This is a genomic window from Pseudomonas sp. RIT-PI-a (genome assembly GCF_001187875.1).
Taxonomy (GTDB): domain Bacteria; phylum Pseudomonadota; class Gammaproteobacteria; order Pseudomonadales; family Pseudomonadaceae; genus Aquipseudomonas; species Aquipseudomonas coleopterorum.
The window spans coordinates 471,671-486,208 of record NZ_LGIR01000012.1 but is presented as its reverse complement, the minus strand read 5'-3'; the positions used below and the strand labels follow the sequence as shown (position 1 = coordinate 486,208).

The following is a 14,538-nucleotide window of genomic DNA, read 5'->3' as shown; positions in this document are numbered from 1 at the left end:
ACGATGATGGTGGCAAGAGTGCCACTATCACACCCATAAACCAAACGTAATGCCAATCTGCTAGGCGCCTGCCAAGAAGCACGCCATACTGGCACCTGTTACCACTCGTTGCGCCGTGGCTGCCGAATGTTCATAAACCCGGCGCTTTGAGGGAATTAAATTTGTCGTGCCGCGCTCCTATTCAGGTAGCAATGGACACACTTCATACACCGGATAAATTCTAAGCAAAGGAATCAAGGAGCCGTTCATGCTAATACTCACCCGCAAGGTAGGCGAAAGCATCGTCATTCATGACGACATCAAGATTACTATCCTGGGCGTGAAAGGGATGCAGGTGCGAATCGGCATCGATGCACCGAAGGATGTACAGGTACACCGAGAAGAGATTTTCAAGCGTATCCAGGCAGGTAGTCCTGCTCCGGAAAAGGGAGATGGCAAAGCCTGATCGGCTACTGCCGCAGTCCCTGATGCGCCGCCATGCACCTGGCTCGAGCCAGGATGCAGCGCGGCGCGAAGTGAGTGTCAGATAGGTGTTGCCTGGTGATGATTATCGTCCGGAGCCCCTGCCCCACCGCCAGCGTGGCGTTTCGCTTTGTCGGTAGCAAAATCCAGCGCGTCTTTCGCGCACGTCAATCCATCGCGTATTTCGGTTTGCTCCTTGATCACCCGGCCGTCTGGGCCATAGGTTCCAAAGAACACGGACACCTTGTCCTCGGCGATCTTGCGTGCGCGTACCACGATATGGCAGCCGTTCTTGAGCGTTTCTTCATGGCGAACTTGTTCGTCCAGATAGTTCTGCGACGATTTGTCCCATTCCTCGAACTGCGGAGTGGTTTGCAACTCTACGTCTGTCATATGCCTACCTCATGTGAGTAATAAAGGCGGTGCCTTATGTAAGTAAGTGACCGGTTGGACGCCACGAGGTTCAGAAAACCCTGACCAAAGACACCCTGGCAACTGAGACAGATTATAAAAAGGAATTATTCCTACGGCTCACGCGTCCCTAGTCAGACAGCCCTTGAACACCCGTCTTCAAGCGCAGGGAGCCCATCATGCTGATCTTGACGCGCAACACCGACGAAAGCATCGTGATCGACGACGATATCTTTATCACCATCATCGACATCAAGGGCGGACAGGTCCGTCTGGGCATCGATGCACCTCGCCATGTTACCGTGCATCGCCAGGAAATCCATGAGCGGATCCAGGCCGGCGTGCCCATGATCCCGAAAACCGAGCCCAAGACCGCAGGCCGCTAGACCCCGAACGCAGCACGCAGCTTGCTGGCCAGATCCTGCTCGCGGAATGGTTTCTGCACCAATGGATAGTGCTCGGAATCCAGCCCCTCCAATTCGGCATAGCCGGTAATGAAAACGATCGGCAACCGCGGATGGCGTCGACGGATCATGTGTGCCAGTTCGCCGCCGTTGGTTCCAGGCATCGCGAAGTCGGTCAGCACCAGATCAACAGTGGGGTCGAGCTTGTTCAAAGCCTGCTCGGCACTGTCAGCTTCGACCACGCTGTAACCTAGCCCTTGCAGCATGGTGGCGGTCACTTCGCGCACGTCATGGTCGTCGTCTACCAGAAGGATGGTCTGGCGTTCTTCGCCCTGCTGAGCAGCGGCAACGTCGACCGCCTCGTCGTCGCGGGTCAGTGGCTGATCCGGAACCCCTGGCAGGTACACCTTGACCGTGGTGCCATAGCCCGGCGACGTCATGATCTCCACGCCCCCGCCCGACTGCTTGGCGAACCCGAACACCTGGGCCAGACCCAGGCCGGAGCCCTTGCCCACTTCCTTGGTGGTGAAGAACGGTTCGAACGCCTTGGCCAGTACCTGCTGGCTCATGCCGGTGCCCGAGTCCTGGATCGACAGCACCACATAGTTGCCAGGTTCCGGATCTTCCGGACGCTGGGCAGCCATGCTTACGGTTTCATTGGCCGTGGACAGGCGCAGGGTACCGCCGCCGGGCATCGCATCGCGCGAGTTGATTGCCAGGTTGAGAATGATCATCTCGGTCTGGGTCGGATCCACCAGAGCGTTCCACAGGTCGGGCGCGGTGTCGGTTTCGATCCAGATGCTGCCGCCCAACGTGCGTTGCAAGAGCTCGATCATGCCCTCCACGGTGCCATTGAGGTTGACCGCTACAGGCTCCAGGCGCTGCCGGCGCGAGAACGCCAGCAACTGCCCGGTGAGCTTGGCACCACGCTCGCCGGCTTCCTTGATGTTCTGCAGGCGACCCTGGATGCGTTCGGTCTTGCCTTTTTCGAAATCCCGGGCGATGAACGTCGTGCTGGCCAGGATCACCGTCAGCAGATTGTTGAAGTCGTGCGCCACGCCTGCCGTCAACTGGCCAACCGCTTCCAGGCGCTGCAACTGATGCAGGGTGGCTTCGATGCGCTGGCGCTCGTCGATCTGTTCGCGCAACTGATGGTTGGCCCCGGCCAGCTCATCCAGCACTTCACGTTCGCCGGTAATGTCGCGTACGGCCGCGTACATGAGGCCTTCATCGGGAACGATGGTCCAGGACAACCAGCGGTAATCACCGTCGGCGTGGCGCATGCGATTGACGAAGCGCGTCGAGACGTTGCCGTTGGCGATGTTTTCGGTTTCGCGGCGCGTGGCGGCCAGATCGTCGGGATGGATGATTTCCCACAGCTGCATGTTGCCCAGCTGTTCCCGGGTCCAGCCCAGCGTGGTTTCCCACGCGGGGTTGAGCGAGACCGGCGACATGTCGAAACGCATCACCCCCAGCAGCTCGCGGGACAGCTCCCAGGTACGGTCGCGCTCGCGGGTACGCTTGACCACGCGTTCGCCGAGCATCTCGTTGAGCTGTTGCAGGGCCTGGGTCGCCTGCTTCTGCTCGGTGATGTCCTGGATGACGCCGGTGAAGCGCACGCACACGCCGTCTTCGAAGAAGGCCTGGCCATGGCTGGCGATCCAGCGCAGGGTGCCGCTGTCCAGCAGTACGCGGTATTCGATGTGAAACCGATGCTGGTCATCCACGGTCAGCGCTGCCGCCATGCGCTCCTGTACCACTGGCAGATCATCGGGGTGGCAGTGGTCGAGGAACAGCTGGATGTTCACTTCGGTATCGGGACGCAGTTCGTACAGCTCCCGGCAGCGCTCGTCCCACAGTAGCGTGTCGGTGAGCGGCGCATAATCCCAAATGCCCATGCGCGCGGCGTTGGTGGCAATGTGCGCGCGGACTTCGGCGTGCTGCAGCGAGCGCTCCGCACTACGTCGACGACGACGCTCGTGGACTTCGTCCATCGCCCGCTGGATAGCCCGAGGCAACAGACTCAGGTTCTGCTTGAGCACGTAGTCGATGGCGCCTTGGCGCATCATCTCGACTGCGTGCTCTTCGCCATAGACACCGGACAAGAAGATGAAGGGTGTCATCGGCGCCAGCCGTTGCGCTGCCTGCAATACCTGTGGCCCCGAAGAGCCCGGCAACATGTAATCGCACAGGATCAGGTCGAACGTGTCATTGGCCAGCGCCTGCTCTACGGCCTGATGATTGAACACCAAGGTAGGCTCGACGCACAGACCGGCGCGCTCCAGGTTCAGCAGCGCCAGCTCGGCGTCGTGAGTGCTGTCTTCCACAAACAGCAATTGCAAGGGCTTGGGCGACATAGAATTCCGAAAACGTGACTGGAGTATGGCGCTCTGTGCGCCATCCGTGCGCCATTGGGCACGCTGCGTGCGGTTGCGATCCGGACCGCTGGCAGCGTGATCCGGGATCAGGAGCCGGGACGGCGAATGATTCGCGACGAACCCGGTGGGGGCTCGTTCAGGACCGCCCAGAAGATGCCCAGATCGGATATGGCCGAGACGAACTCCTTGAATTCGACCGGCTTCACCACGTAGGCGTTCACTCCCAGTGAATAAGCGCGCTCCAAATCCGGCTCTTCCTTTGACGAGGTCAACATGACCGTAGGAATACTGCGCAACTCGTTGGTCTCGCGGATGACCTTGAGCACCTCCAGACCATCGATCTTCGGCAGCTTCAAATCCAACAGCAAAACCGCCGGATTGCCCTCGTCACGGGTCGAATGGGTGCCGCGACGCAGCAGATAATCCAGCGCTTCGGCGCCGTCGCGCATGACGATCACTTCATTGGCCAGCTGGCTGCGCTCCAGCGCCACCAGGGTCAGCTCCAGGTCTTTGGGATTGTCCTCGACCAGAAGAATGGGTTTGAGCATCGCTTACCTCGGTTGATTCGTGCTGGCGGAATGTGCGCGTCTGGGCAACGCCATGTAGAAAGTTGCACCCTGATCCAGGGCACCTTCGGCCCAGACTCGGCCGTCGTGTCGTTCGATGATGCGGCGCACGCTCGCCAGGCCGATGCCGGTGCCTTCGAACTCTTCCATGCGGTGCAGGCGCTGGAACACGCCGAACAGCTTGCCGCTGTAGGCCATGTCGAAACCGACGCCGTTGTCGCGTACGAAAATGACCGTTTCGGCGTCCTGCTGGTAGGCACCCACTTCGATCACGGCGTGTTCGCGGGTGCGGCTGTACTTGATGGCGTTGGACAGCAGATTGCGCAGCGCCAGGTGCACGAAAGCGGCATCGGCCACCAGACGCGGCAAGGGTCCGACGTGCCATTGCAGATCGCGACCTTCGTAGTCGGGTCGCATCTCCAGGCGGATCGATTCGACCAGCGCATTCAGGTCGACGTCGGTGAAGCGCAAGGCCGAACGCCCCATCTGGGAAAAGCTCAGCAAGTTGTCCACCAAGGTCCCAGCGAACCGTGCCGATTCGCCGATGTGTTCCAGGAAGCGCAAGCCCCGTTCGGACAGCTTGGGCCCTTCGAAGTCGGTGAGCAGTTCGGCATAGCCGGCGATGTGCCGCAGCGGTGCACGCAGGTCGTGGGAAACGCTGTAGGAGAATGCTTCGAGTTCCTTGTTGGACTTCTTCAGTTCCCCCGCCAGTTGCGCCAGTTCCTCGGCCTTGCGCAGCACAATGCCCAGCACGGCAGTGCGCAGCTCATGTACGCCTTCGATTTCAAGCGCATCCCAAGGGCTGGAGAAGCCACTGACTTCCTGGCGCCAGCTCTCGAAACTGGCACGCGGGTTGAGTACCCCGGAACTGTCCAGACTCTTTTCCGCACGGCCCGCCCAAGTGACGGTACGGGCCTGCTCGGGTTTGAACCAGATCAGGTAGTGCGAATGGATTTCGGAAATGGCTACGGCCAGGACACCGCCGCAGTACCGAGCCAGCTCCGGCAGATCGGGGACGTCGCGGCCAACGTTGTCGCTGTGGAAGATTTCCTGTCCGCCGCGCTCGGCCAACCACAGCGCCAAAGCATCGACCATCGCCTGGGGCGGCGTATCGCCCAGCAACTCGCAGCGCGCCTCGGCGATGATCGCCGCGCCACTGGCGCGGGTAAAGCCCAGAAAGGTTTCCGGCAAAGCCATCAGGCCGGCACGCACGCTATCGCTGTCGGCCATGGCCGAGAGCAGTTGGACGATGTGTCGGCGCAGTTCGAGCATGCGCTCGTTCTGCGCGTGGGCGGTCTTGGTCTCGATCTGCAGCGACAGTACGCTGCCCAACAGCTCACAGGCCGTACGGGTCTGGAAGCCCACCGCATGGGGCTGGTCGTGGTGGCAGGAGATCAGACCCCAGAGTTGACCGTCGACCACGATCGAGATCGACATCGAAGCCATGGTCTGCATGTTGCGCATGTATTGCAGGTGTACCGGCGACACACTGCGCAAGGCCGCGAGGCTCAGGTCCAGCGGCGCGCCGGTGACGGGGTTGTGGGCCGGCACCAGTGGCGAAGCCTGGTAGTTCGCATCTTCGATCACCCGGATGCGGTTGCTGCAATACAACTCCCGAGCCTGGGCGGGAATGTCGGAGGCCGGGAAGCACAGACCCAGGTAGCTGGGATAGTGGTCATCGCGCACTTCGGCCAGCACCGTGCCGTTGCCGGCCGCATCGAAGCTGTAGGCCTTGACGCGGCCGAAGCCGGTCACGCGCTTGACCTCGACCACCGAGCGCTGACACAGCTCGATGATGTCTGCCGCATTGTGCAACTGGCTGATGAAGGTCCGCACCAGCGGATACAGGGCACCGTAGGCATGGGCCTCATCGGCGGCGGGCTCGAACTCGGCGATGATGACGCCGTCGGCACGGTGCACCATCATCGCCATGGCGCGCGGGTGGCCGCCTTGCACGAAACGCACATCGGCGAAATGGAACGGCTGCCGCTCCTCTCCGGGCCAGGCGGCCAGGCGCGCCGAAAGGTTACTGCCCTGCTCGAAGAGGTCTGCAACGGCGCATTCGAGCACGTGCGCAGGCTCGAGCTGGAGCCAATGGCGGACGTTGTCACTGACCTGCAGCACGCGCTCGGCGGCGGCATCGAGCGCCATCATGAAGCCCTGCGGCTGAATGCTGCCGGGTGTGCGTATGGGTTCGCGCGCGCACTGCTCGAGGGCAGCGGCGAGCAACACCGAAGTCTGGCTGGATGTCACAGTGTATCTCCTGGCGGCCCATCAGCGCGCTGCAAGCCATTGCATGGTCGCCAACCGTGGCATATGAAAACTTTTTTCAATCAGCGACCACTTTAGCAAACAAAGGCGAGGACCGGGAGGTTCGCACGCAATAATGGCGAAATGATTATTAGCATGTGGGAGCTCACCGCAGACAATCGTTGCGCGGCATTAGGGCATGACATTTCCCAGCCTTATCAGTATGATGCGCGAGCATGCGAGGTTGGCGAAATTGGTAGACGCATCAGACTTAAAATCTGACGACCTTTGGTTGTGCGGGTTCGATTCCCGCACCTCGCACCACCTCGATTCATCCCCTCCTCCCAATCTTCGGGAACTCCTGCCCTTCGTGCTTGCCGACTTCCTAGACACTACGCATTTCGCGGGTGATACAAGGAGGCCCAACCCATGCCTGATGCTCAGGGTAAGATTCGTTATGCGGTGGTTGCCGGCGGCTGGATTTCGCAAGGTGCATTCATGCCCGGTGTGGACCAGACCCGCAACTCCGTGATGACCGCGCTGGTAACCGGCGACCCCATCAAGGCCGATCAACTGGCCGCGCTGTATGACCTCAAGAGCTACAGCTACGAGCAGTTTCCCGAACTGCTGGCGTCCGGCGAAATCGACGCGATCTACCTGGCCACGCCTAATTTTCGCCATCGCGAGTTCGCCGTCCCGGCCCTGGAAGCCGGTATCCATGTCCTGCTGGAGAAGCCCATGGCGGCCAGCGAGGAAGATTGCCTGGCGATCAATGCCGCCGCCGAACGAGGCAACGCCAAGCTGATGATCGCCTACCGCCTGCACTGCGAGCCCGGCACCGTGGAGATGGTGCAGCGGGTGCGCAACGGTGATATTGGCGAGCCCCGGTTGTTCACCGCCACCTTCACCCAGCACACCAAGGCGGAAAATCATCGAATGAAAAGCGGCTTCTGGGCCGGCCCGGCGGCCGACATGGGGCCCTACCCGCTCAATGCCGTGCGCAACCTGTTCGGCGGCGAGCCGCTGGAAGTGCACGCCGTGGGCGCGCAAACGCCTGGGCGCCCTATCAATACGCCCGACACCGTCAACGTGACCTTGCGCTTCGCCGAACAGCGGCAAGCGACCTTCACCGTGAGCTTCAGTCTGCCCGCGAGCGAGCGTTTTCAGCTGATCGGTACGCAGGGTGAATTCGAGGCCTCGCCGTGCTTCGGTTTCGGCGAGGGCGTGGCCATTGCCTATCGCTCGATCATCGACGGCGAAAAGCAGGAGCATACCTTCCCGGTCGTCGACCAGTTCGGTGGCGAAACCGAGTATTTCTCCCAGTGCATCCTGGAGGATCGCCAGCCTGAAGCGGACGGCGACGAAGGCTGGCGCGATGTACGGGTGTTGGCAGCCATCGAGCGCTCGCTGCAGACCGGCGAGGTGCAGAAGCTGGAACCGCTGCCATCACGCAAGGGGATACAAGCCGATCAGGCCCGACAGTTGCCGCTGGCCAAGGTCCCGCCCTACGTCAACACGACCGAACCCAACGACTGATCGACCCGTGAAGCAGCGGCGTTCACCGCCCCTGCTTCAGTCGGGCTCCAGCAAGGTGGTGGCCAGCCGTTTGGCTTGAGCCGCCACATCCGTCACCGCAGTGCTCTCCCACCACATCCCACGCAGCGGCGGCCCCATGGCGAACAGACGCCGGCTGGCAATCCCGTCGCTGTTCAGCAAGGCCCCTTCATCGTCAGCCAGCAGGCCCAATGCGAGCGGCCCGGGCTTGACCAGACCACGCGCCAATAGCTGGCGCGGCAACGGCTTGTCGACGCGACGCCAGTCATACTCGATACCGCTGGAATTGATCAGTACGTCACCGTGCAGTTGCACAGGCGCCGACTCACCCCTGCGGCGGATGGTCAAGGTCGTGCCTTCGGCGCTCAGGTAGCAGGCCGCCTGCAGGGTAAGCCGCCTTTCGGCGATGGCCTTCTGCAGCAGCGCATCGCTGGGTGGTGGCGAGCGATGGTGGTGGCTTTCCCACCAGGGCCGTACATGGCGCACGAACTGCAGTTTCTGCCTCTCGCTGGCCTGGCTCCAGAGCCGTGCGATGTGCACCCTCACGGTGTCCAGCGGCGCTTGCCAGTCGACTCCCTGCTGCAACGCCTGGCGGCATTGATTGCGCACCTCGGCCATGAGCTGGCGCGGGCTGCTCAGGTCGCTGGCTGCCGCCAGAAAGTCTGGCCAAGCCGGCGGCTGACGACGCACATGAGGCCACAACCCGTGCCGCGAGATCACCGTGATCGGTCCGCGGTGACCCGCGCGGTCGAGGGACACCACCGCATCGACCATCGTCAGCCCCGAGCCAATGATCAGCACCCGCGCCTGCGGATCCAGCGTTCGCATGGTTTGCACGTCCCACGGATCGACCGCGGCGACGTTCAGTCCGCCGGGCGCCTTCACAGCAGTGCGTGCAGCGGGAAACATACCGGTGGCGAGCACGGCGCGGGGTGCAAACCACACATGACCTTCATCCAGAGTCACCTCAACCTGCTCACCGTGCGTCTGCACGTCGATCGCCTCCGCCCGCACATGCTCCGCCGTTGAGCCGTAGCGGAGGCCCAGGGCGCGGGCCTCAGCCAGGCGTTGCTGGGCGTAGAGCCCGAAGATGCCGCGCGGTGGAAACAGTTCCGCGACAGGCAGATTCTGCTCGGCCGATTCGGGCCAACCACCATTGTCGATGAACTGGGTAAGCCATTGGGTCAGGTCGTCGGCATTGTCCGGGTCGACACTCATGCGCGCTGCGTTGCCGTTCAGGGTGTGGCCCAGTTCGGTAGCACTGTAGGCCTCCCCACGGCCCAACTCGGGACGCGGCTCGATGATCACAATACGCTGTCCGCGCGGCTGCCTGAGCAACTGCACGGCCAGCAGGGTCCCGCTCAGGCCACCTCCGATGATCACCACATCGGCGTACCTGGCTGCAACGTTGGTCATGGTTGGTTTCTCAAATACGATTTCGCCGATCATAGGTCATGTAATGCGCCAGGCCGTGGCACTGCCGTCACGACAGCCTTCCACCCTGTCAGATCAAGGTCCTGTATGGCAGCGGGTTTGGCGAAGTAATAACCTTGCGCCTGAGATGCACCCATCTCGCGCAGCAGCTGCAGAGTGGCCAGGTCCTCTACCCCTTCGGCCACCACGGTCAAGCCCAGCGACTCGGCCATGCGCACGATGGCGCGGACGATGGCCCGGCTGCGCGAACTGCCGGTCAACTCGAGAATGAACGACTTGTCGATCTTCAGGCCATTGAACTGGTATTGGTGGACGTAACTGAGCGAAGAGAAACCGGCGCCGAAGTCGTCCAGCACCACGCTCATGCCGTGCTCGGCCAACTGCTGCATGGTGCGCTGGGCCATGGCCGGCTCGGCCACCAGCGCACCCTCGGTCAACTCCAGACAGATCCGTGAGGCGTCCACCTGGTGGCGCGCCAGTACGGCGAGCACTTCATCGGCAAAACCGCTGCGGGTGATGCTGTAGCTGGAACAGTTCACATGCACCGGAGGCCAGTGTGCGTGGGCGGGTTCGGCAAGAATCTGCGCCACGCGGGTAAGCATGTAGAGGTCGAGACGACCGATCAGCCGCAGACCTTCGAGCGCCGGCAGAAAGTGTCCTGGCACGATGATGCGTCCATCCGGCTGATGCCAGCGAATCAATGCTTCCAGCGCCTGCACCTCACCGGTCTGGACATCGACGATCGGCTGGAAATACGGCAGCAACTCGTCACTGCGCTTGAGCGCATTACGCAGCGCGCCTTCCTGTTCGACCTGGTCGGACACTTCACGGCGCAGTGCCTGGTTGAACACCGCGTAGCTGTCACGACCGGCACTCTTGACCCGGTACATGGCCTTGTCGGCATCGCGCAGCAGGTCGGCGGGTTCGCTGTGGAATTGACGGTCGGCGCCGACGATGCCGATGCTGCACGAGGAAAACACTTCATGGCCATTGATGAAGAACGGGCGGTCGAAGGCCACCAGAATGCGTTCGGCGATCTCCACGGCCTCCTCCAGGCTCGAGTCCGGTGCCAGCACGGCGAACTCATCGCCGCCCAGGCGGGCCAGCAGGTCATCCTCGCGCAGGCAACTGCGCAGGCGGGCCCCTGCCTCCAGGAGCAACTGGTCGCCGAAATGATGGCCAAAGCTGTCATTGACCATTTTGAAACGGTCAAGATCGATGAACATCACCACCAGCTCTCGGTCATTGGCGCAGTACTCGTGCCAAGCCTGTGCCAGACGTTGTTGCAGATGGATGCGGTTGGGCAGCGCAGTCAGGGCGTCGTGGGCGTTTTCGTACTGCAACTTGGCGTTGGCGTGGTCGAGCTCGCGGGTTCGACTCTGGACGCGGGCTTCCAGGCGCAGGTTGGCCTCATAGATGGCTTCGGCCGCGCTGCGCCGGGACAACGCGGTATCGATGTGGCGCGAGACGAACGTCAGCAGGTCCTGGTCGCGCAGGGTGTAGTGCACGTCGCTGGCGTAACTCTGCACCACCAGCACGCCGCGCACACGGTCGTCGTCGAACAGCGGAACGCCCAGCCAGGATTGCGAGCGGATCGGCTCGCGGGTGTCGTCGACTTCGCCCTGGATCATCAAGCGTGTGGCGGCATCGAAGTCGATCAGGCAGGCGCAGCGTTGACGAATCACATACTCGGTCAATCCGCGCCTGCCACGGCGCGGCTGCGGTCGCCCGGTGAGTTGTTCGTCGACGTAATAGGGAAAGCTCACTTCACCACTCTCGCCGTCGAAGATGGCGATGTAGAAATTGCGCGCATACAGCAGGTCGCCGACGATTACATGGAGGCTGTGATAGAGGCTATCGAGTTCGCCGGGCTTGCTCGACAACTCGGCGATCTGGAACAGCGCCACCTGCAAATGCTCCGCACGTTTGCGCTCGGAGACTTCCAGGCGCAGCGCCGCGTTGAGCTGGGACAGCTCCTGGGTACGGCGCGACACCGTTTCTTCCAGGTCGGCACGATGCAGGATACGGTCAAGCGCCATGGCCACATGCCGGGCCACGACCAGAAACAAGGCGCGGTCTTCGGCACTGTATGCACGTTCGACGTCGTAGACCTGCATGGCGATCATGCCGAACACTTCGTCACGGGCATTCTTGAGCGGCGAGCCCATCCAGAACTCGGGAATATGCCCGACACAGTGGAACCGTCCCTGACGCCCGGCCAGGGCAATGCCCTTGGCGTCGATCAACAGTGGCTGGCCGCTGGTCAACACCTGGCCGGTCAACGACAGGTGGTCGGGAATGAGGTACTCGTAGTTCTCTGCTTCGAGCGCCTCGACGTCGATCACGTCGACGTAATAAGGGTAGGTGATCTTGCCGCTTTGCTCATCGTAGAGCGCCAGGTAGAAGTTTTCCGCATCGATCAAGGTGGCCAGCAGCTTGTGCACGCCCACCAGGAAGATCCCACGGTCGCGGGTGGAGCTGGCCAGGTAGGTGATTTCGTACAACACGCGCTGGGTGATCTGCGCACGGGCCAGGGCGTCGGTCTGGACCTGCCGGCCGATGGCGGCAGCCAGGTCGGCCAAGGGGCCATCATGGGAAATGTGCAACGGCGCCATCAACCAGCCGAGTACTGCCTCGCCCTGCCCGGTCGGCCATAGCTGCAGCCCGCAGCTGTCGCAGAAGCGCTGCAGCTCGTGGTTGGCCAGGACCAGTGGCCAGTGGCGCTGCGGATCGCCCTGACCTTCCAGGTGCAGTTGTTCGCCGGCCCGGTACCAGGCCCACGCCGTGCTGTGTGGCCAATCACGGGCCTGCTGCAGAATCGCTTCCAGCGAAGCGGCATCGAGCATGGACGTAGAGCCCTTGCCGAACTCGGCAAAGGTCAGGGGATCGGAACTCATAGACGCTCCATGCCAGAAAACCAACGGTCTACATCTTCGAGCCTATGGCTATCTAATGGCAAGCCCCGCGAGCGGCCCTAGGCCCGAGTGACGCTTTCGATGTGCCCGGCGGCCTGGATGTCATGCATGAATCGCTCCGCCGGCAGCGGGTGTCCGAGCAGATAGCCTTGCAGGGAATCACACCCCAGCTGGGTCAGGAACAATTGCTGGTTACTGGTCTCCACGCCCTCGGCGACGATACGCAGGCCCAACGCCTGACCCAGCGCCACGATTGCCGAGACGATCGCAGCGTCGTCACCGTCCTGCTCCAGGTCGCGAACGAAGCCGCGATCGATCTTCAGCTCGTTGGCAGGCAGGCGCTTGAGGTACATGAGGCTGGAATAGCCTGTACCGAAATCGTCGATGGACAGATCGACGCCCATGTCCGACAGCTGCTGCAGCACCGTCATGCTGGCATCGGCGTCGCTCATGGCGGTGCTCTCGGTGATTTCCAGGGTCAGGTTGGCAGCCGCCAGCCCGTGCCGCGCCAGGGTGACGGCAACGCTGCGCACCAGTCCAGCGTGGCCGAACTGCAAGGCCGACAGGTTGACCGCGACGCGCCAGTCATGGAAGCCCATCTCGACCCACTCGCGCATCTGCCGACAGGCCTCGTCAAGCACCCAGTGGCCGATGTCGATGATCAACCCGGTGGTCTCCGCCAGGTCGATGAACGCCGCAGGCGCCAGCAGGCCCATGCGTGGGTGCTCCCAGCGCAACAGCGCCTCGGCGCCGACCGGTTTACCGCTGCGGGCATCGAACTTGGGCTGGTAAAACAGACGCAACTGGCGCTCGGCCACCGCCAGACGCAATTCCTGCAGAAGCTGCAAGCGCTTGCGGGCATTGGTGTTCATCGAGCTTTCGAAGAAGCTGTAGCCGTTCTTGCCAATGCTCTTGGCATGGTACATGGCCGCATCGGCATTCATCAGCAGCTCGTTCTGATCGATGCCGTTGCCAGGGTACAGGGCGATACCGATGCTGGCGGAAATATGCAGGCTGTGTCCGGCGACTTCGAACGTCTGGCCGATCAGGTGAACCTGGCGCGCGGCGATACCCTTGGCGTAGGCCGCTGCTTCGAGGCTTACCAGCAGGACGAACTCGTCGCCACCGATGCGCGCCAGGGTGTCCTGGCCGTGCAGGCTGGTACGCAGGCGCGAGGCGACGGCGCGCAGCAGCTGGTCGCCCATGTGATGGCCAAAGGCGTCGTTGACCGGCTTGAAACCATCCAGATCGATGAACATCACCGCCAGACAACCGCCGACCGCATCGATCTGGCTGATCGCCTGGCCGATGCGGTCGGCCAGGAGAATACGGTTGGGCAAGCCGGTCAGGTTGTCGTGCAGGGCCAGTTGAGTCAGTTCCTGGTTGGCCAGGGTCAATGAATTGGCTAGCGCCGCGGTACGCGACTCCAGGCGCGCATCGAGCACCGACGTCAGCAAGGTCATGCCCAGCACCGCCAGGGTCGTGACCAGCACCAGGTAATCGAGGCCATCCCCGGTAAGGCCGTCGAGGGCGCCACCACACACGCTGCCCTCGGGAAATTTGGCCGCGGCCATGCCGGTGTAGTGCATGCCGACGATGGCCAGGCCCATCAGCACCGACGCGCCGGCTCGGGCCAGTCGCACGTTCGGCCGGTTGCGCCGCAGGCGGAAGGCGATCCACAGCGCTGCGCCGGAAGCGCCCGCGGCGATGGCCAGAGAGGCGACGAACAGCACGGGGTCGTAGACGATGCCAGGCTGCATCTCCAACGCCGCCATGCCGGTGTAGTGCATGCTGCCGATGCCTGCGCCCATGATCAGCGCGCCCCCGGCCAATTGCGGCCAAGGCAGCAGCGGCTGGCTGACCAGCCACAGGGCAAACCCTGAGCTCAGGACGGCGATGAGCAGCGAAGCGGCGGTCAGGCCCAGGTCATAGCCCAGTTGGATAGGCAGTTCGAAGGCGAGCATGCCGATGAAGTGCATCGACCACACGCCGATACCCAGGGCCAGCGCACCGCCGCTCATCCACAGATAGATCGCCCGGCCCTGCGCCGTAGCGATGCGCCCGACCAGATCGAGTGCGGTATAGGACGCCAGGATGGCGACACACAGCGATACGGCCACGAGGGCGGAGGAATAGGTACCAATCAGCATCGATATCTTGACCA

At 62.4% G+C, this 14,538-nt stretch carries 10 protein-coding genes and 1 tRNA gene; 4 read left to right on the top strand and 7 right to left on the bottom strand.

Annotated elements, in window-relative coordinates; genetic code table 11:
- Nucleotides 1-247: 247 nt before the first annotated feature.
- Complete coding sequence (csrA, locus tag AC788_RS08380; RefSeq protein WP_043189867.1) at nt 248-445, top strand: carbon storage regulator CsrA; 198 nt, start codon at nt 248-250, stop codon at nt 443-445.
- 77 nt (nt 446-522) lie between these two features.
- On the opposite strand, the gene AC788_RS08375 is transcribed toward csrA (AC788_RS08380), so the two are convergent.
- Nucleotides 523-855, bottom strand: coding sequence for a hypothetical protein (locus AC788_RS08375; RefSeq protein ID WP_049860189.1), 333 nt, complete (start codon nt 853-855; stop codon nt 523-525).
- Between the two features lie 197 nt (nt 856-1,052).
- Between AC788_RS08375 and csrA (AC788_RS08370) the strand changes: the two genes are divergently transcribed.
- Nucleotides 1,053-1,259: a carbon storage regulator CsrA gene (gene csrA, locus AC788_RS08370; RefSeq protein ID WP_049860188.1), complete on the top strand. Its 207-nt coding sequence runs from the start codon at nt 1,053-1,055 to the stop codon at nt 1,257-1,259.
- Here the strand turns inward: csrA (AC788_RS08370) and AC788_RS08365 are convergent.
- The 3 genes from AC788_RS08365 to AC788_RS08355 form a co-directional block, all read right to left on the bottom strand.
- On the bottom strand, nt 1,256-3,634 hold the full coding sequence (locus AC788_RS08365) for a hybrid sensor histidine kinase/response regulator (protein WP_049860187.1): 2,379 nt from the start codon (nt 3,632-3,634) through the stop codon (nt 1,256-1,258). The genes csrA (AC788_RS08370) and AC788_RS08365 overlap by 4 nt on opposite strands.
- Before the next feature lie 107 nt (nt 3,635-3,741).
- Nucleotides 3,742-4,203 (bottom strand): response regulator, encoded by a 462-nt coding sequence (locus tag AC788_RS08360; RefSeq protein ID WP_049860186.1) that lies wholly within the window; start codon nt 4,201-4,203, stop codon nt 3,742-3,744.
- Nucleotides 4,204-4,206: 3 nt separating this feature from the next.
- A complete protein-coding gene (locus AC788_RS08355) occupies nt 4,207-6,474 on the bottom strand; it encodes an ATP-binding protein (RefSeq protein WP_049860185.1) in 2,268 nt (755 codons plus the stop codon).
- A gap of 235 nt (nt 6,475-6,709) precedes the next feature.
- Between AC788_RS08355 and AC788_RS08350 the strand changes: the two genes are divergently transcribed.
- A tRNA-Leu gene (locus AC788_RS08350) sits at nt 6,710-6,795 on the top strand.
- 105 nt (nt 6,796-6,900) lie between these two features.
- A complete protein-coding gene (locus AC788_RS08345) occupies nt 6,901-8,007 on the top strand; it encodes a Gfo/Idh/MocA family protein (protein WP_049860184.1) in 1,107 nt (368 codons plus the stop codon).
- 36 nt (nt 8,008-8,043) lie between these two features.
- On the opposite strand, the gene AC788_RS08340 is transcribed toward AC788_RS08345, so the two are convergent.
- The 3 genes from AC788_RS08340 to AC788_RS08330 all read right to left on the bottom strand — a co-directional run bounded on the left by AC788_RS08340 (nt 8,044) and on the right by AC788_RS08330 (nt 14,524).
- Nucleotides 8,044-9,441: an FAD/NAD(P)-binding protein gene (locus AC788_RS08340; RefSeq protein ID WP_049860227.1), complete on the bottom strand. Its 1,398-nt coding sequence runs from the start codon at nt 9,439-9,441 to the stop codon at nt 8,044-8,046.
- A gap of 29 nt (nt 9,442-9,470) precedes the next feature.
- On the bottom strand, nt 9,471-12,305 hold the full coding sequence (locus AC788_RS08335; protein WP_082223622.1) for a bifunctional diguanylate cyclase/phosphodiesterase: 2,835 nt from the start codon (nt 12,303-12,305) through the stop codon (nt 9,471-9,473).
- 128 nt (nt 12,306-12,433) lie between these two features.
- On the bottom strand, nt 12,434-14,524 hold the full coding sequence (locus tag AC788_RS08330) for a putative bifunctional diguanylate cyclase/phosphodiesterase (protein ID WP_049860226.1): 2,091 nt from the start codon (nt 14,522-14,524) through the stop codon (nt 12,434-12,436).
- Nucleotides 14,525-14,538: the final 14 nt, after the last annotated feature.

Coding starts and splice junctions, on each gene's coding strand:
- csrA (WP_043189867.1), top strand. CDS start 248: ATGCTAATACTCACCCGCAAGGTAGGCGAAAGCATCGTCATTCATGAC.
- AC788_RS08375 (WP_049860189.1), bottom strand. CDS start 855: ATGACAGACGTAGAGTTGCAAACCACTCCGCAGTTCGAGGAATGGGAC.
- csrA (WP_049860188.1), top strand. CDS start 1,053: ATGCTGATCTTGACGCGCAACACCGACGAAAGCATCGTGATCGACGAC.
- AC788_RS08365 (WP_049860187.1), bottom strand. CDS start 3,634: ATGTCGCCCAAGCCCTTGCAATTGCTGTTTGTGGAAGACAGCACTCAC.
- AC788_RS08360 (WP_049860186.1), bottom strand. CDS start 4,203: ATGCTCAAACCCATTCTTCTGGTCGAGGACAATCCCAAAGACCTGGAG.
- AC788_RS08345 (WP_049860184.1), top strand. CDS start 6,901: ATGCCTGATGCTCAGGGTAAGATTCGTTATGCGGTGGTTGCCGGCGGC.
- AC788_RS08340 (WP_049860227.1), bottom strand. CDS start 9,441: ATGACCAACGTTGCAGCCAGGTACGCCGATGTGGTGATCATCGGAGGT.
- AC788_RS08335 (WP_082223622.1), bottom strand. CDS start 12,305: ATGCTCGATGCCGCTTCGCTGGAAGCGATTCTGCAGCAGGCCCGTGAT.
- AC788_RS08330 (WP_049860226.1), bottom strand. CDS start 14,524: ATGCTGATTGGTACCTATTCCTCCGCCCTCGTGGCCGTATCGCTGTGT.